This window comes from Microbacterium sp. K24 (genome assembly GCF_004794465.1).
Lineage (GTDB): Bacteria > Actinomycetota > Actinomycetes > Actinomycetales > Microbacteriaceae > Microbacterium.
Genome location: NZ_SSDJ01000126.1, coordinates 74,911 through 91,304 on the forward strand (window position 1 = coordinate 74,911; position 16,394 = coordinate 91,304).

The 16,394-nt window shown below is 67.1% G+C and carries 16 protein-coding genes and 1 pseudogene; 9 read left to right on the forward strand and 8 right to left on the reverse strand.

All coding sequences use genetic code 11. The annotated features are described in order from the left end of the window. Positions 1 to 2 precede the first annotated feature (2 nt). The gene (locus DW306_RS12915) at positions 3 to 896 is read left to right on the forward strand and encodes a hypothetical protein (protein ID WP_136055997.1); all 894 of its coding nucleotides are present in this window, start codon (positions 3 to 5) and stop codon (positions 894 to 896) included. A 181-nt stretch (positions 897 to 1,077) separates the two neighbouring features. Here DW306_RS12915 and DW306_RS12920 read toward each other — a convergent pair whose 3' ends face one another. From DW306_RS12920 to hisD (DW306_RS12945), 5 genes are all read right to left on the reverse strand, one after another. Then, positions 1,078 to 1,392: a hypothetical protein gene (locus DW306_RS12920; RefSeq protein ID WP_136055998.1), complete on the reverse strand. Its 315-nt coding sequence runs from the start codon at positions 1,390 to 1,392 to the stop codon at positions 1,078 to 1,080. A gap of 15 nt (positions 1,393 to 1,407) precedes the next feature. Then, positions 1,408 to 1,590: a hypothetical protein gene (locus DW306_RS12925; protein ID WP_136055999.1), complete on the reverse strand. Its 183-nt coding sequence runs from the start codon at positions 1,588 to 1,590 to the stop codon at positions 1,408 to 1,410. Positions 1,591 to 2,772: 1,182 nt separating this feature from the next. Then, a complete protein-coding gene (locus tag DW306_RS12935) occupies positions 2,773 to 3,513 on the reverse strand; it encodes an aldolase/citrate lyase family protein (protein ID WP_136056001.1) in 741 nt (246 codons plus the stop codon). Continuing rightward, a complete protein-coding gene (locus DW306_RS12940; RefSeq protein WP_136056002.1) occupies positions 3,513 to 4,271 on the reverse strand; it encodes an SDR family NAD(P)-dependent oxidoreductase in 759 nt (252 codons plus the stop codon). The genes DW306_RS12935 and DW306_RS12940 overlap by 1 nt, the downstream gene beginning before the upstream one ends. Then, a complete protein-coding gene (gene hisD, locus DW306_RS12945; RefSeq protein ID WP_136056003.1) occupies positions 4,268 to 5,596 on the reverse strand; it encodes a histidinol dehydrogenase in 1,329 nt (442 codons plus the stop codon). Before hisD (DW306_RS12945) ends, DW306_RS12940 begins: the two co-directional genes overlap by 4 nt. Before the next feature lie 99 nt (positions 5,597 to 5,695). On the opposite strand from hisD (DW306_RS12945), the gene DW306_RS12950 reads away from it, so the two are divergent. The 4 genes from DW306_RS12950 to DW306_RS12965 all read left to right on the forward strand — a co-directional run bounded on the left by DW306_RS12950 (position 5,696) and on the right by DW306_RS12965 (position 9,893). Continuing rightward, positions 5,696 to 6,700 (forward strand): LacI family DNA-binding transcriptional regulator, encoded by a 1,005-nt coding sequence (locus tag DW306_RS12950; RefSeq protein WP_275092153.1) that lies wholly within the window; start codon positions 5,696 to 5,698, stop codon positions 6,698 to 6,700. 133 nt (positions 6,701 to 6,833) lie between these two features. Then, complete coding sequence (locus DW306_RS12955) at positions 6,834 to 7,814, forward strand: ester cyclase (RefSeq protein WP_136056005.1); 981 nt, start codon at positions 6,834 to 6,836, stop codon at positions 7,812 to 7,814. A gap of 31 nt (positions 7,815 to 7,845) precedes the next feature. Next, a complete protein-coding gene (locus DW306_RS12960; RefSeq protein WP_136056006.1) occupies positions 7,846 to 9,015 on the forward strand; it encodes a cupin domain-containing protein in 1,170 nt (389 codons plus the stop codon). A 68-nt stretch (positions 9,016 to 9,083) separates the two neighbouring features. Continuing rightward, positions 9,084 to 9,893 carry a nitrilase-related carbon-nitrogen hydrolase gene (locus DW306_RS12965; RefSeq protein ID WP_136056007.1) on the forward strand — a complete coding sequence of 270 codons (810 nt, stop codon included), beginning with the start codon at positions 9,084 to 9,086 and terminating at the stop codon, positions 9,891 to 9,893. 1 nt (position 9,894) lies between these two features. On the opposite strand, the gene DW306_RS12970 is transcribed toward DW306_RS12965, so the two are convergent. Next, positions 9,895 to 10,821 (reverse strand): LysR family transcriptional regulator, encoded by a 927-nt coding sequence (locus DW306_RS12970; RefSeq protein WP_240747192.1) that lies wholly within the window; start codon positions 10,819 to 10,821, stop codon positions 9,895 to 9,897. A 76-nt stretch (positions 10,822 to 10,897) separates the two neighbouring features. Between DW306_RS12970 and hisD (DW306_RS12975) the strand changes: the two genes are divergently transcribed. Next, positions 10,898 to 12,214 (forward strand): histidinol dehydrogenase, encoded by a 1,317-nt coding sequence (hisD, locus tag DW306_RS12975; protein ID WP_136056009.1) that lies wholly within the window; start codon positions 10,898 to 10,900, stop codon positions 12,212 to 12,214. A 251-nt stretch (positions 12,215 to 12,465) separates the two neighbouring features. Here the strand turns inward: hisD (DW306_RS12975) and DW306_RS12980 are convergent, their stop codons facing one another. After that, positions 12,466 to 13,218 (reverse strand): SDR family oxidoreductase, encoded by a 753-nt coding sequence (locus tag DW306_RS12980; RefSeq protein ID WP_136056010.1) that lies wholly within the window; start codon positions 13,216 to 13,218, stop codon positions 12,466 to 12,468. 396 nt (positions 13,219 to 13,614) lie between these two features. On the opposite strand from DW306_RS12980, the gene DW306_RS12985 reads away from it, so the two are divergent. The 3 genes and pseudogenes from DW306_RS12985 (at position 13,615) to DW306_RS12995 (ending at position 16,024) form a co-directional block, all read left to right on the forward strand. Further along, the gene (locus tag DW306_RS12985; RefSeq protein ID WP_136056011.1) at positions 13,615 to 14,214 is read left to right on the forward strand and encodes a DUF4153 domain-containing protein; all 600 of its coding nucleotides are present in this window, start codon (positions 13,615 to 13,617) and stop codon (positions 14,212 to 14,214) included. Continuing rightward, complete coding sequence (locus DW306_RS12990) at positions 14,201 to 14,617, forward strand: DUF2188 domain-containing protein (protein WP_136056012.1); 417 nt, start codon at positions 14,201 to 14,203, stop codon at positions 14,615 to 14,617. Before DW306_RS12985 ends, DW306_RS12990 begins: the two co-directional genes overlap by 14 nt. A gap of 488 nt (positions 14,618 to 15,105) precedes the next feature. After that, positions 15,106 to 16,024 (forward strand): annotated as a pseudogene (locus tag DW306_RS12995) (IS5 family transposase). A 6-nt stretch (positions 16,025 to 16,030) separates the two neighbouring features. Here DW306_RS12995 and DW306_RS13000 read toward each other — a convergent pair. Further along, positions 16,031 to 16,357, reverse strand: coding sequence for a tautomerase family protein (locus DW306_RS13000; protein ID WP_168429319.1), 327 nt, complete (start codon positions 16,355 to 16,357; stop codon positions 16,031 to 16,033). Between the last annotated feature and the right edge of the window lie 37 nt (positions 16,358 to 16,394).

A 16,394-nucleotide genomic window follows, 5' to 3' on the forward strand; every position in this document is an offset into this window, starting at 1 on the left:
TCATGAAGATTATGTGGTTGGGTTCATTCATGGGGATCTCGTCACTTGCCGGTGTTGTGGGGACCGAGCCGAAAACTTGGCTCGAGAGCTGGTGGGATTTTTCGTCTTTCGGACCGGATCTGGTTATAGGCATCGGCACTGGGCTGATCGTCGCGCTCATTGTGCTGGGAGCGGAGCGGCGCTTGTCGACGAGGGCGCGCAACCTGGAGGTTACGAACGCTCAAGGAGCCGCGGTCGAGAAGGGCCGCAGCGTTCTTCAGCATCGAATCAAATGGCCACCCGAGGATTCGTACGATCTCACCCCAGATCGAACTCAGCTCGATCGCCTCGTGCCTTCGATCACCGCAGTGCCGTCTGGAGACCCTTTCGAGCATCTTCCGGGGTTCCATTTCGCGCAACGAGTCGTTGAGGTTCTCGATGAGGTCGAAGGGGCCGCTGACGCGCTCGACTCTCAGATAGATCGCCATGAGTGGAACGGGAACGTACTGGCTGTACCTGATGCGATCATGCACAATGTCCATCGTCTGCTCGCTGGCCCATCTCCGTCGCCGCACGATTGGAGCTGGGACTGGAGTGCCCCGCCGAGCTCGACGACGATTCCGCATGCGATCGTCACGCAGATCGAGAATGACCTCGAGCTCCGTCAACTCGTGCTCGACTACCTTCGCAATCGCCGCCTTCTGGAAGCTCACCGAGCGGCGTTCTTGCTTGCCGACGGGCTTTGGCGCGCAGACGAATGGGCTGCCCTGACCGCGCGTCATCAGGGTGTTCCGCATAACTTCGTGAAGACGCGCTTTCGGCGATGGAAGTACTATCGAGCCGTCGCAGCCGCCAAGAACAACGCCGAGACGCGAGCGAACGACCTGATTGTGGCCGTGGACCCGATGGCTCACTGAGCAGAGATAGTTTGTCGCGCCATGATGTGAAAGTCGGCATGGAATCCTCATCTGCTTGGCGATGAGATTCGCCTCACCCTGAAGTGACATTCTTGGTCGCCCCGTGTGTGGTTGGTGCGGCAGATGACGCAGACCTTGGAGAGTACCGCCTGGCCGTTGGGTCTGGCGATCCAGTCGATGATCACGCCGTTCTCGCCGCAGCGGGTGCAGAGCTCGGGCGGACGCGTCGGAGGGTGTGGGTGTCGAGGCGGTGGCGGGCATGGCGGAAGAGCTGCTCCTCGAGTTCGCCGAGGTCGGGCCAAGACTGGATCTCGTGCACGACGTCGGAGAGCCACGCGTTGGCGGCGAAGGCCCATTCGCGGGCGAGCTCGACGCCGTCGGGCAGCCTTGCCGGCATGGTGGACGCTTCGAGGCCGAGGCGGGATGATGCGACGACGAGGTATCCGCGGAGCGCGTCCCATGCGGCGCGCGCGTTGCGGGACTCGAGGCTGTCCACGAGCGGGATGTTGTCCTAGAACCCGCCTCCTGTGACGCGCTTCTTGAGCTGTGATGCCTGAGCGCCGCGGACGGCCAGCGCGATCGTGCCGGTCGTCTCGACGACGACGGCGGGCACCTGGTCGACGCGCCAGAGGAAGCGGTCGACCCATTCGCGGTATGCGGCGTCGGGCTCGATGGCGTCGAGCGGGATCGTCACGCGCGACCCCTCACCTCGCTGGAAGGTAACGTTCGACTGCCCATCGGGGTGGGGTGCGTTCAGTCAACGCAAAAAGGAGAACAACAATCTCACTCCGGGTGCCAGCGACACGCCAACGACACGCCGAAAGGTGAATTCCACAGGCGATCCGATGTCGAACGCGCGGCGAAAGGTGATGCCTGTGGGCAGCGGAAGTCGCGCAGCCTAGAAGGCCCGGGATCATGCGGCTCTACCTGCGACCAGCCTCTTGCTCACCTGTGGAAGAACCGGTGGAGAACCAGGTGATCAGAGGGGAAAAGCGGTGGAAAACTACACGGATGTAACTACTACCGCTTGTGGTCGCCCCCAATGTCGGTACCCATATGTAGTATTGACGTGTAGGAAGCACGAAAGCCTGAGATCGCCTCAGGTTGAGCTGAGGATCTCAGGCTTGCGAGCGTCAAACTTTGGACGGGATGACCTAACCAAGCTTAGACCCTAACTCGGGCTAGGTCGCCATTGACCTAGGCGAGAGCTCTAGTTTTTCCTCGGAACTAGAGAGCAGGTGACGACATGGCTAACCCCTTGTCCCCTGGAGATAGGGCCCCGAAGTCGGGGCAGTACGAACAGGTCGGCCCGCGTGGCGGACGTACCGGAGCTGAGCGCACGGTGACTCGGGGCGAACCGCTCCCGCCGACGCCCCGCAGGGGGATGGGCTACATCCTCACGGACGCGACCAAGCACGGGAAGCGCTGATGGGTACGCGGCGGCTCAGCGGCCCGTTCACCATTACGTGCCGCCACTGTGGAGCAAAGTACGGCCCGTTCACTCAGGCGTCGGGCGAATTCAAGTGCAGCAAGTGCGGCTGGATCGTTCGCATTGCTTAATCCCTGAGTCGGCGATGGGCCGAATCAAAGAGGTCGACAACTACGGTTGTCGGCCTTTTTGGTTGGCCTGATTCTCGGCGGCCGTGGCACTTCGTGCGGGCAGACCTGTTTCGTCCTTTGAGATTGCGACACCGGTGCATCTCACGGATGGAGCATGACCCAGGATCCGCTCTTCGGGCAGAGCTCTGCGGGCGTGGGAGAGAGGCCGTGAGTTCACCCGAAACGAAGGAGATCTCCCGGAATGAAGGACGGATACTGCGACAGCAGCCTTCACTCCAGAGATCTCCTTCACGTCGTGCGCCAGACGCGCGGCGGCTCAGCGCTCCGGAGACGCCAGGTCGCGCAGGTGCCGCATGAGCGACGACGCCAGGTTGTAGACCACGAGGTCGGCACCGGCGGCGAAGGATGCCTCGGCCGCGGCGCGCGTGCCGACGATGTCCATCCGCAGCGAGCCCGCCGCAGCGAGCGAGGCATGCACGGCCGCGATCGCCTCGGGCACCGGCTGATCCTCGGGGCCGGAGCTCGCGGCGAGATCTGCCGGACCCACCATGATGCCGTCGAGCCGCGGCGTCCCGACGATCGCGTCGACCGCGGCGACACCGCCCGGCGACTCGATCATGCCGAGCACCAGCGTGTTCTCGAGATACCAGGCGAGGTGCTCCGCCGGGTCGACCTCGCCGAAGCGGCCGGCGCGGCTGTAGGTCGCGAAGCCGCGGTTGCCGGCCGGCGGATACAGCGACGCGTCGACGAGGGCAGCGGCATCCGCGGCACTGTCGAGGTGCGGAGCGAGAATGCCCTCGGCACCCTGGTCGAGCACGCGCAGGATCTGGCCGCGGTCGTTCTCGCCGACCCGCACGACCACCGGCACGCCGTGCGCGGACGCGAGGGCGATGTGATTCCGGAGAGCGGTGATGTCGGCCGGGCCGTGTTCGCAGTCGATGAGCACGAAGTCGAACTCGGCGACCGCGAGCATCTCGACGAGCTCTTCCGACGGCATCCGCAGCAGGGCGCCGAGCAGCTTCTCCCCGGCCAGAGCACGCGCACGCAACGACGTCATCAGGCGACCATACCGGCGGAGAGGTCGACGTCGGCTCCGCACATCCCGGGCATCGCCAGCATCGCGAGGACCGCGGAGCCGACCTCCTCCTCGGTCACCATGCGTCCGAGTGCGGCGCGCGAGACGAACACGTGCTCGGCGTCGTCGACCGTCGTGCCGGAGCGTTCGGCCTCGAGCCGGAAGTTGCGCTCCATCCGGGGCCCCTGCACCGGTCCGGGCGAGAGCGAGTTCACCCGCACTCCCGCGGGACCGACCTCGAACGCGAGGGTCGAGGTCAATCCGATCACGGCCATCTTCGATGCGCAGTAGGGGGTGCGATGCGCGAGCGGGCGCTTGCCCGACACCGACGCGATGTTGATGACGTCGCCGTCGCCGCGCGCGATCATGCCCGGCAGGAGCGCCTTGCACAGCAGGAAGGTGCCGCGCACGTTCACGGCGAACACCTCGTCCCAGTCGTCGACGGCGATGTCGGTGAGAGCCGCGACCGGGCCGGGGATGCCGGCGTTGTTCACGAGGATCGACACCTCGGTGCCTGCCAGCGCATCGCGCAGAGCATCGACGGAAGAGGCATCCGCCACATCGCAGACGAGCCCGCGGGCCCGCGAACCCAGAGCGGATGCCACGGCGCCGAGCTTCTGCTCGTCGCGGCCGACCAGCACGACGTCGGCGCCGGCGGCGTGCAGCGACCGGGCGATGGCCGCCCCGAGTCCGCTGCCGCCGCCGGTCACCACGGCGGTGCGGCCCGTCAGGTCGGTCATCGCGATTCCGCGAAGGCCGCCTGGCTGTCTTCGATCCAGGCGAACTCGGTGCCGGCGTGACGCCACGCACGCGCGTCGCCGGAGCGGGCGTGGCCCTCGAAGAGCTCCACGCGAGCCGCTCGACCGCAGACGGCGCCGAGCTCGGCCGACGACTCCGTGTTCTGAACCTCCTGGTAGGTGACGGTGCGCAGGTACTTGCCGACCCAGAGTCCGCCGGTGTAGCGGGCGGCGCCGAGCGTGGGCAGCACGTGGTTGGTGCCGATGACCTTGTCGCCGTACGAGACGCAGGTGTTCTCGCCGAGGAAGAGCGCGCCGTAGTCGTGCATCTTCGTCAGGGCCTCACGCGGGTTCTCGGTGAAGATCTGCACGTGCTCGAAGGCGAAGTCGTCGGCGATGCGGTACGCCTCGTCGAGGTCGTCGGCCACGATCACCTGGCCCCAGTCGCGCCAGGCCGGGCCGGCGTAGTCGCGGGTCGGCATGCCGGGGAGGATCTTCTCGATCCAGTCCATGACCTCTTCGGCGAGCGACTGCGAGGTCGTCACCAGCACCGCCGGGGAGTCCGGGCCGTGCTCGGCCTGGGAGAGCAGGTCGACCGCGGTGAAGAACGGGTCGGCGTGCTCGTCGGCGACGATGAGGATCTCGGTGGGGCCGGCGAACAGATCGATGCCGACCTCGCCGAACAGCTGGCGCTTCGCCTCGGCGACGTAGGCGTTCCCCGGTCCGGCGATCATGTTGACCCGCTCGATCGTCTCGGTGCCGACGGCCATCGCGGCGACGGCCTGCACGCCGCCGAGGAGGTAGATCTCGTCGGCGCCGGCCATCTTCATGGCGGCGATCGTCGCAGCGGGGATCTCGCCGCGGATCGGCGGGGTGCACGCGACGACCCGGGGGACGCCGGCGACCTTCGCGGTGATGATCGTCATGTGGGCGGACGCCGTCAGCGGGTACTTCCCACCGGGGATGTACGCACCGGCGGCCTGCACCGGGACGTGCTTCTGGCCGAGGAAGACGCCGGGGAGGGTCTCGACCTCGATGTCGACGAGGGAGTCGCGCTGCGCCTGGGCGAAGCGGCGCACCTGCGACTGGACGAACTCGATGTCCTCGATCACCTGCGGGGGGAGGGTGCCGATGATCTGCTCGATCTCGGCATCCGAGAGGCGGTAGGAGTCGCGGCTCCAGTTGTCGAACTGCTCCGCGTACTGGCGGACGGCGGCGTCGCCGTTCTCGCGGATGTCGCCGATGATCCCGCGGACCCGTTCGGCGACGTCCTGCTGCGCGGTGTCCGCGAACGTCTTCGTCGGCGCGGACTTCAGATGCAGGGGCATGGCCCTTCCTTTCGTTGCATACGTATGCTCTGATTATGACCGCGTATGCACGCGGGCGTCAAGGCGCTAGAATTCCCAGCGTTGAGGGGGAGGCGTCAGATGGTCGTCACGAGTCGCGATGTCGCGAGGCTGGCGGGGGTGTCGCAACCCACGGTCTCCCGGGCGCTCCGCGACGATTCCCGGGTGTCGGAGGCGACCAAGGCGCGCGTGCGCGAGGCGGCCCAGCTGCTCGGCTACGTGCCCAGCGAGGCGGGACGCGCCCTGTCGTCCGGGCGCACCCGCCGCATCGGCCTGCTGCTGACCGACCTCGACAACCAGTTCTACTCGCACATCATCGCGCCGGTGCATCGCGAGCTCGAGGCCCTCGGCTATCAGCTCATGCTCCACACCGAGACCGCCGACGACGCGACGATCGTCGAGCGCCTGCTCGCCAACGGGCTCGACGGGCTGATCCTCGCCACCACGACGGTCGAGTCCGCGGCGCCCTTGCGCCTGAAGGACCGGGGCCTGCCGTTCGTCTACTTCAACCGCATCGGATCCCTCGTTGAGGCGGACGCCACCGTCGTCGATCCGGTGGCCGGCTACCGGCAGGCGGTCGACCGCGCCGTCGACCTCGGACACCGCCGGATCGGCGCCGTCCTCGGGCCCGTCAACACCAGCACGGCCCAGGCGCGCGAGTCCGCTCTGCGCGACGCGCTCGTCGCGCACGGGCTGCCGCTCACCGAGGCGTACACCCGCAAGGCGCCGCAGTACAGCGCCGAAGAGGGCGAGAAGGCCGCGGCATCCCTCCTCCGCGAAGACGACCGCCCGACGCTGCTGTTCTGCGGAAACGACGTCGTCGCCTACGGCGTGCTGAACGCCGCGCACCGGGCCGGTCTCCGCGTCCCCGAGGACCTCTCGGTGGTGGGCTTCGACGATCTCCCCGAAGCGGCCTGGCCGATCGTCGATCTCGCTACGGTCGGCTACGACATCGCCGGGATGGCGTCGGCCGCCGCCGACCTCATCGTGCGTCGCATCGAGGACCGCGAGGCGCCGATCGAGAACATGCGCTTCGCGTCGTCGTTCGTGCCCCGCCGCACCCTCGCGGCCGCGCAGGCCGGCTGACCCGGCATCCGCCTCTGACACCCGTGTGTCAGGAAACTCTCTCTTGCACTCGTTTGTGCATACGCATACACTGACGAAGGAAGCCCGCGTTCATCGATGAAACGCGGACTCATCTTCTAAGGAGTGAAACAGCGTGCCTCTCGATCCGGTCGCCTATCTGCCGTACAAGGACCCCGATGACTTCATCCGTGAGGTCACCGACCTGATCTGGGTCGATCGGTCGATCCACTACATCCGCGAGAACTACGAGCCCGACTCGATCGTGCACGGCGCCTACGGCACCTCCACGACCCGCGACGAAGTGATCGAGGGAACCCTCATGCGCATCTCGTCGACGCCCGACCGCACCGGTCAGGCCGCCGACGTCATCTGGGAGGCGCGCGGCGACGACGCGTTCCTCAGCTCGCACCTCGTGCTCTCCGGGCACCTGCAGTCGTCGGCGCACAGCTACACGATCGCCAACTGCCTCTACCGCAAGGGCCGCATGGTCGAGGAGTGGGTCGTCCGCGACTCGCTCGCTGGCGCGCTCGAGGTCGGCGCCGACGTCGACGAGCTCGCCCGGGCCCAGGCCTTCCGCGGCTACACCGGTTCGTGGACCGAGCCGGCGCCCGCCGACGTCATCGCGAAGGGCGACTCGGGCGTCCGTCCCGACGACTACCGCTCCGAGGTCGAGACGGTGATCGACATGATCCAGACGGTGTGGAACGACCGCGACCTGCAGAAGGTCGAGAAGTACTTCCACCGCGACCTCGTGCTGCAGACCGTCGGCAACAAGGTCGTCATCCGTCCGGAGGGCTACCGCCGCGCGCTGCTGCACTTCCTCGAGGCGTTCCCGGGCGGACAGTTCGAGATCCGCGACATCCAGACGAACTACGACGTGCGGTACGCGGGCCTCCGCGTCGCCGTGACCTGGAAGTTCACCGGCGTGTACAACGGCAAGCCGAACTACGGCCCGCTCACCGGCAAGCCGGTCGACGTGCTCGGCATCTCGCAATTCACCTTCCACAACGGCGCCCTCGTCAAAGAGGTGCGTCTGTGGGACGACATCGCCCTCCGGGCCCAGATCGCCGGCATGCGCGGCGACGAGCCGGTCGGCCCCACCAACATCTACTGATCGATCCCCCGATCACCAAGGAGAAGAAGAAATGAGCAACGCCATCATCGACGCGACCGACGTGATCGTCGATGCGTCCGAGATCGAGCGACGGACCATCCGCCGCACCGACTGGGTTCCCTGCAACTCGGCATTCATCGACTGCCGTACGCCCGGATCCGACCGCAAGGAGAACTACTCCTTCATCGGCGCCGGTGTCTCGCAGAACGCGAGCCAGTACGTGAACCTCGAGGTGAACCACGGGTTCAACACCGGCGCCGCCGGCATGCCCAACGGCATCTCGAACAACCTGCACCTGCACTTCACGGCCGAGGTGTTCATCAACCTCGGCGGCGAGTTCCGCCTCCGCTGGGGCGTCGACGGCAAGCAGGGCGAGTACATCAGCCACGACGGCGACATCGTCACGATCCCCACCTGGATCTTCCGCGGTTTCACCAACGAGGGTCCCGATGACGGCATCCTCTACACGGTGCTCGGCCGCGACGACAACGGCGGCATCATCTGGGGCCCATCGGTGCTGCGCGAGGCGGAGTCCTACGGGCTGCACCTCACGGCCGACAACAAGCTCATCGACACGGTCGCCGGCGACGTGCTCCCCGACGATGTGCCGCTCATCAAGCCGATGAAGCAGCACTACATCGACGAGCTCACCACCTACACCGTCGAAGACATGCGCTCGCGGGTCATCCAGCCGGGCGACCGCAAGTACTCGTCGGCGGCGCTGCTGAGCGCGGCCGTCGAGGGTGGCCGCGTCGAGCTCGCCACGGTGATCGGTTACGGCATGAGCGAGAACCGTCGCCAGGTGCCGAACGTGACCGAGCCGCACTCCTTCAACCTCGCCTGGGTCAAGGCCGAGCCGGGTCAGGGCGTGCTGCGTCACCGTCACGACAAGACGCAGGCGCTGCTGTTCAAGACCGGTCGCTGGGAGGTCACCCTCAACGGCGACCCGTCGACGACGGTGAACCTGGGCGCCGGAGACACCTTCTCCGTTCCCGAGGGCGCGTGGCGCGAGTACCGCTGCGTCGAGGGCGACGAGACCGGCTCCGGCACGGTGCTCGTGATCAACGGCGGCGACGACCGCGTCTACCTCGAGTGGGCACCCGAGGTCGTCGAGGCGGCTGCCGCGGCCGACTGGACGATCGACCCGAACGGCTACCTCGCTCCACTCGGAGTGATGGTCACCGCGACCGAAGACGACTGAACACCGACGAAGCGCGAGGAGCCGGGGGGCGCCTCGCGCTTCGGCGTATCCGGAGGAAGATGAGAGCCATGCCTGCAGACATCGTTGACCTGCGTGTCGCTGCGCTGTCGCCCGAGATCGTGATCGGCGACGTCGACGCGAACCTGGCGCACATCCGGGAGGCGATCGTCGCCGCCGGGCGTCGCGACGCGCGCCTGATCGTGCTGCCCGAGCTCGCCACGAGCGGCTACGTCTTCGACGATCGCGCGGAGGCCGAGAAGTCGGCGCTGACGGCGGACGACGCGCGGTGGGATGCCGTGCGCGAGGTGATCCCCGAGGACGCGGTCGTGGTCGTCGGCTACGCCGAGAAGGCCGGGGATCGACTCTTCAACACCGCCGCCGTGCTGACGCGGGACGCGAGGCTGGCCGACTACCGCAAGTCGCATCTCTGGGGCACCGAGAAGCTCGTGTTCGACCACGGCACCGAAGCGGGCATCGTCGTCGACACCTCTTTCGGGCGCCTCGGTGTCGCGATCTGCTACGACAACGAGTTCCCCGAGGTGCCGCGTCGCCTGGCGCTCGCGGGAGCCGACGTGCTCGCACTGCCCGTCAACTGGCCGCTGGTGTCGCGACCCGAGGGCGAGCACGCGCCGGAGCTGATCCAGGCCATGGCATCCGCCCGCTCCTCGCGGCTGCCGGTCGTCATCGCCGACCGCTGGGGCTCAGAGCGGGGCGTGGACTGGACCGACGGCACCGCCCTCATCGACGAGCAGGGCTGGATCGTCGCCTTCCGCGCCGTGATGGGCGCGACCGCCGTCTTGTCGCTCGCCGCCGTGCGCGAGAAGTCGCTGCCCCCGCACAACCACCTCTTCGACGACCGTCGGGGCGACCTGTACTGAGTCAGCCGAGCGGGGTGCGGCCTTCGTGTTCCGGCAGCCTTTCGCGCAGCATCCGCTCGGCGAGCTCGGCGAGGCGCTGGGTCGCGGGTGACAGGATCATCCCCTCCCTCTGCACGAGCGCGATCGTGTCGTGCATCGGCTCGGCGAACGGGAAGGTGCGGATGCCGGTGGCGAAGCCCTCTGCCTCGGTGATCGACCGCGACACGATGGTGTCGGCGGCCCCCGCGGCGACGAGGCTCAGCGCCGTCTCGACGTTCTCAACCTCGACCGCGGGCTCGATCGACAGGCCGCGCAGGCGGGCGCGCTCGAGCAGCTGGCGCCGTGTGGGGTCGTCCCAGCCGGCGAAGGCGTCGTAGAGCACGAGCTTCGCCGCGGCCACCTCGTCGATCGTGACGGGTCCCGCGTCGAGCGAGCGCGTGGCGGAGGCGTAGAGCACCTCGTCGCGGAAGAGAGGACGCACCTCGAGGCCGTCTTCGTCGACGGGCAGCACGAGCAGCCCGGCCTCGAGCTCGCCGCTCGCGATCGACCGGGCGACGTGAGCGGAGTTGATGCCGACCAGGCGCAGCCGCACATTCGGATGCCGGTGGTGGAAGGTCTCGGCGAGATCGGCGAGCGCGTAGTACGCGGCGTTGCGGAGCACGCCGAAGGTGCAGGTGCCGCGGTCGAGGGAGGTGAGCGCCTGGATCGTATCGATGCCGTTCTGCACCGCGCTCACCGCCTGAGTGGCGTGCGGGCGCAGTTCGAGCGCGGCCTCCGTGGGCACGAGGCGACGGCTCCCGCGGGTGAACAGCGTCACGCCGAGTTCGCGTTCGAGGCGCGCGACGAGTTCCGACACCGACGCCTGGGTCATGGCGAGATGCGCGGCCGCCGCGGTGAAGGATCCGTGCTCGAGGGCCGCCAGGAAGGCGGTCAACTGGGTGATGGTCACAACCAATGGTAAACCCGATGATTGCTCTCGGACCATCAGGCTTGTCGAATGGTTACGATCGATCTAGCCTTCCAGCATGCGTTACTCCTCACCAGTCCTGTCCCGCCTCGACGGGTCGTTCCATCACCTCAAGACCCCGCTCATCGACGCACCGGCGGCGCAGCGCGATCCGGCCGTGATCGAGACCGTGACGAACATGCTCGCCGACATCCGCGAGCGCGGTCTCGACGCCGTGCTCGACTACGCGCGCACGCTCGACAACTACCAGGGCACCGACATCGAGCTCACCGCCGAGCAGATCGCGACCAGCGGCGACCGCCTCGCGCCCGACCTCCGCGCCGCGATCGAGCTCGGCGCCGCGCGCACGCAGGCCTTCGCGAAGGAGTCCCGCGCGCACCTGAGCGACTTCGAGACCGAGCTGGTTCCCGGCATCGTCACCGGCGCCAAGTACATCCCCGTCTCGCGCGTCGGTGCATACCTGCCCGCCGGGCGCTTCCCGCTCACGGCGAGCGCCTTCATGACGGTCGGCGTCGCGAAGGCCGCCGGGGTTCCCACCGTGATCGCGTGCACGCCCCCGCAGCCCGACGGCAACGCGAACGACGCCGTCGTCTACGCCGCGCACCTCTCCGGCGTCGACCGCGTCTTCGTGATCGGCGGTGTGCAGGCGCTCGCCGCCATGGCGTACGGTCTGCTCGGTGAGCTGCCCGTCGACATGCTCGTCGGCGCCGGCAACGCGTTCGTCGCCGAGGCCAAGCGCCAGCTGTTCGGCACCGTCGCGATCGACCTGCTCGCCGGTCCCAGCGAGGTCGCGGTGATCTCCGACGAGACCGCCGACCCCGAGATCGTCGCCGCCGACCTGCTCGGACAGGCTGAGCACGGCCCGAACTCTCCCGCCGCGCTCGTCACGACATCCGAGGAGCACGGCACGGCCGTGATCGCCGCCGTCGAGCGTCAGCTCGAGACGCTGGCGACGGCCGAGATCTGCGGCCCGGCATGGCGCGACTACGGCGTCGTCACCGTCGCGAAGGACCGCGAGACCGCGGCCGCGCTGATGGACGACCTTGCTCCCGAGCACCTCGAGCTCATCACGGCGGACGACGACTGGTACCACGACAACCTGCGCAACTACGGCTCGCTCTTCATCGGCCCGTGGAGCACCGTCGCGTACTCCGACAAGGGCATGGCCGGCACCAACCACGTGCTGCCGACCGCCGGCGGAGCCAAGCACAGCGCCGGCCTCTCGGTCTCGCGCTTCCTCAAGCCGCTCACCTATCAGCGCATCGCGCGCGAGGCGACGCCCGAGCTCGCGAACGCCGTGCAGGTCATCTCCGACTCCGAGGGCATGGCCGCGCACAGCGCGACGGCGACGATGAGGCTCGCGACGTACGAGTGAGTCGCGCGCTCTGAACGCCGGAAGTGCCCGTCACCGTGAGGCGGCGGGCACTTCTGCGTGCGGATGCCGGTGGCCGCGGCATCCGTCGTTCAGGAAGCGTGGCCGGTACAGATGTCGGGAGGTGGAACGGATGTCGGGCGGAATCCGCATTCCGGCCCGACATCCGTACTGACTCCCGACAAGTGTGCGAATGCACCCGCGATGGCCCGTGGCCGCGGCCTGCAGACGGCCCCCGAACGGGTGGCTCCAGGTCAGGGAGCGGTGTAGCCGCCGTCGACGAGGTGGTAGCTGCCGGTGATGAAGCTGGCCGCGTCGCTGGCGAGGAAGGCGATGAGGTTCGCGACCTCGTCGGCCTGGCCGAGGCGTCCGATGGGGTGCTTGCTCACCAGGAACTCGCGGGCATCGGCATCCATCGTGGCGAGGAGCGGGGTGTCGATGAAGCCGGGGCCGACGGAGTTCACGCGCACGCCCTGCGCGGAGTACTCGAGGGCGGCGGACTTCGTCATGCCGACCACGCCGTGCTTGGCCGTGACGTAGGCGGGGGAGTTCGCGAACCCGACGCTGCCGAGGATCGACGCGATGTTGACGACGGAGCCGCCGCCATTCGCGAGGATCGAGGGGATCTGCGCCTTCATGTTGCGGAACACGGCGTTGAGGTTGATCGCGATGACCTTGTCCCACGCCTCATCCTCGTATTCGGCGGTGGGGGCGGATGCTCCGCCGATGCCGGCGTTGTTCACACCGATGCGGAGCGGGGCCAGGGTGTTGGCGAGCTCGACGGATGACGCGATCCACGCCACGTCGGTCGCGTCGCCCACAGAGGCCTCGGCGGTGCCGCCGGCGGTGCGGATCTCGTCGACGACCGCATGCGCGTTGTCGGCGTTCAGGTCGTTGACGACCACGGCTGCGCCGTTCTGTGCGAGCAGGAGGGCGGTCGAGCGACCGATTCCGCTGCCTGCTCCCGTCACGATCGCCGAGCGGTTCGAGACGTCGTACTGAGCCACGAGTGGCTCCTTTCCCGGACGGGCACGGTATCGGGAGATCTTCTCGGACGGCTCGTCCTTCTCTCCAGCCTACGTCCGATCGGCAGGGATGGATTCACGTGCATGGACTTCGGATGCCGCGTGGGAGGCGATCAGGCAGCTTCGCGCACCATCGAGCATTCGTGTCGGAAACGGAGTGAGATGACACCAGATGTCACTCGCCTGAGACTGTTTGGCGCCCTGGAGGTGTCCTTTGCCGTGACACTTTCTGGTTGCTGTTGCCGTCGTTCGCGTCGATGCGAACGCGCCGTCTGCCGCCATACGCGCTAGGGCGACCCGCACCGCTCCCCTGCAACTATCTGGCGGCACCACTGATAGTCGAGTCTGCAAGGCGAGCGCGCCAGATACACTCACGCCATGAGTAGCCCACGCCCGACGAGACGGTTGCCTGGACCGAGGTGGCCGTGGATCGTCGGCCTCATCATCGCGGTCCTCCTCGTGGTCGTCTACTGGAAATGGATTGTGGCGGCCATCACTGTTGCGCTGGGCTGGATCTTCCAGGATTTTTTCCCTTGGCTCGGTAGTTGGTTCATACCCTGGGCGCAGACTCCCGGGTTCGGGGGCGCGGCAGCAGTAGTTGCGGCAGCGATCGCGTTCACGGCTGCCCGAAACCAAGCTGGTGTACAGCGCGACGCGCAGCGGAAGGAGCAGTGGTGGAAGCGCGCAGAGTGGGCCCTCACGCTTGTGCTCAGCGACAAGACCGAGACGCGGGAAATTGGCTTTGAAGTGCTCGAAGCCCTGGGTAGAAGCGACTATGCGGCAGAGCACGAGACTGATTTCGTCGACGCGGCCACGCGTGGCCTCAAGGACGCGGAAGATGTCGACTCGGAACCTGGCGCCCGCATCACTTGGGCAAATGGCGATCCCACGGTCGAAGCTGCGAGTGATGCCCTTGAGTCGAGCGCTGAAGTCGCAGACAATGAGAACGAAGGAGGAGATGACGATGTCCCAGTCTGAGAGTTCCAGCGGAGCGTCAAGCCGCCGCAGCAGTCGCGCGCGGAGCAACTCCTTCCATATCGTAGCGAACGGCTCACGGGGGGGATGGGAAGTCGTGAAGCAGGACGCTGCCCGTAGCTCGGGTCATTTCACGACCCAGGCAGACGCCATCAACGCCGCGCGCGCGATCGCACGAAGAAGCGGCGGCGCCGAAATTGTGATCCACGGCAACGACGGAAAGATTCGAGACGTCGTCTCACAGGCCGAGGCATCCGCGGCTGCTCGGGCGCGCTTGGTCGCGGACGAGAAGCTGGGAATCAAGCCGGATGGCAAGCTCGTGGAGATGGCCCGCGGGTCACAACAAAGTGGGAGGAGATCCGCCGATACGGGTGCACGCACCCGCATGTGGCGCATGTCCTCGTAGGAAGCCGAAACGACAGGGAGCCGTAACGTCCTCCTCTTATAGACCCAGCCTCGTCCGGACCTTGACCTCCGGGCGCTGTAGCCGTCTAACGTCCGCTACCGTGAGCATTGGAATCCTGGAACGGCGCACTCGCAGCCCAGCCGATTCGTAGCAGCATCAACGGGGGTATCGATGAATAGCTCGGAGTTGACCGACGCGATCAATACGGCTCTCCTCACCCGGGGGGCACAGTTCGTGTTCGGCGCTGAGACTCTTCGCATCCCTGGCGTTACAACCTCAATCAACGGATCCATCGATGGGCATCCTGTGCGGTTTGACTTCCAGGGGCCAGACAACGTCGTCGAAAGGGTCCACGTGGTGTGGGCCTTCGACCCGCGCACAAAGGATCAGATCGGGGATTCGTCAGCTCCGAGTGGCTTCCCTGCGGCACTAGGGCGTGTCTCCCATATGGATCGTAAGCCTCGCGGCACGCTGGTCGGGTGAGATCGATGGGTTCGCGGTATCGGGTGTTCACGGACGAGCAGTGGGAGCGGATCGAGTCGCTTCTCCCCTCAAATGAAGGGCGACGCGGTCACCCGTTCGGTGACAACCGTCGGGCGGTCGAGGGGATCGTGTACCGGTTCCGCACTGGGATCCCATGGCGCGACTTGCCTCGTGAGCAGTTCGGGCCGTGGCAGACGGTGTGGAAGAGGCACCGCCGCTATGCCGGGGACGGCACCTGGGATCGTGTATTGGCATGGATTCTCGCGGAGGCCGACGTGGCGGGGAAGATCGACTGGGCAGTGTCCGTGGACGCGACGATCGCGCGTGCGCATCAGCACGCGACGAACACCACCCGCCCGGAGCAGGACACAGGGGGCGGGATCGAATCACAAGAATTTGCCCTGGCATGAGGTTGAACCGCCGGGGCATGGAATCGGCCGCTCCCGCGGCGGGCTGACCACGAAGATCCACCAGGCCGTCGACGGGCACGGCCGACCGCTGGCGATGATCGTCACCGGTGGGCAGCGCAATGACGGCGCGATGCTCGCCGAGGTGCTCGCCCAGATCCACGTCTCCCGGCCCGGGCGAGGCAGGCCGCGCACCCGGCCGGATGCGGTAATCGCGGACCGCGCCTACGCGACCGGCGTGATCCGAACCGAGCTGCGCCGCCGCGGCATCAAAGCCGTGATCCCCGACAAGCGCGATCAAGCCAACGCCCGGAAGCGGCGCGGCAGCAAGGGTGGCAGACCACCCGGGCTCGACGTCGACGCCTATAGGGGCCGCAACGTCGTCGAGCGGTTCTTCGCCCTCGCCAAACAGTGGCGCGGCATCGCGACACGCTACGACAAGCTCGCGATCACCTACCGCGCCGGCGTCACACTCTGCGCCATCCTCACCTGGACGCGCTTGATCGCGGACACCTGATACCCGTCAGACGTCGACAGAGAAGCTGATCTGCAGCTCCGAACCAGGAACGCCACCAACAGCCCAGTTCTCCAGCGTCGGTTCGTTGAGGACGACGAAGATGTCGTCAGGCGCTATCCCGAGGTCTCCGAAGTTGGCGGTGATCGCGCGATGCAGCCGCGTTTTTGCTTCTACGGAGCGGCCGGGGAACAGAGTGATCTCAACGAGCACGAACTTGTCGCTCGCCGTCGACGGGACCGCAAAGTGCTCGGGGCGATGCTCGACATATCGGATGTTTCGGTCGTCCTCGGGCACGAGGAGGGCGCTGCGTTGTGCGCGATAGATCGCGTCCATGAGGTCGGCTACCTCTTGAGGACTCCACGAGCGTCTG

Coding starts and splice junctions, on each gene's coding strand:
- DW306_RS12950 (WP_275092153.1), top strand. CDS start 5,696: ATGGTCGTCACGAGTCGCGATGTCGCGAGGCTGGCGGGGGTGTCGCAA.
- DW306_RS12985 (WP_136056011.1), top strand. CDS start 13,615: ATGAGTAGCCCACGCCCGACGAGACGGTTGCCTGGACCGAGGTGGCCG.
- DW306_RS12915 (WP_136055997.1), top strand. CDS start 3: ATGAAGATTATGTGGTTGGGTTCATTCATGGGGATCTCGTCACTTGCC.
- DW306_RS12935 (WP_136056001.1), bottom strand. CDS start 3,513: ATGACGTCGTTGCGTGCGCGTGCTCTGGCCGGGGAGAAGCTGCTCGGC.
- DW306_RS12960 (WP_136056006.1), top strand. CDS start 7,846: ATGAGCAACGCCATCATCGACGCGACCGACGTGATCGTCGATGCGTCC.
- hisD (WP_136056003.1), bottom strand. CDS start 5,596: ATGCCCCTGCATCTGAAGTCCGCGCCGACGAAGACGTTCGCGGACACC.
- DW306_RS12990 (WP_136056012.1), top strand. CDS start 14,201: ATGTCCCAGTCTGAGAGTTCCAGCGGAGCGTCAAGCCGCCGCAGCAGT.
- DW306_RS12940 (WP_136056002.1), bottom strand. CDS start 4,271: ATGACCGACCTGACGGGCCGCACCGCCGTGGTGACCGGCGGCGGCAGC.
- hisD (WP_136056009.1), top strand. CDS start 10,898: ATGCGTTACTCCTCACCAGTCCTGTCCCGCCTCGACGGGTCGTTCCAT.
- DW306_RS13000 (WP_168429319.1), bottom strand. CDS start 16,357: ATGGACGCGATCTATCGCGCACAACGCAGCGCCCTCCTCGTGCCCGAG.
- DW306_RS12965 (WP_136056007.1), top strand. CDS start 9,084: ATGCCTGCAGACATCGTTGACCTGCGTGTCGCTGCGCTGTCGCCCGAG.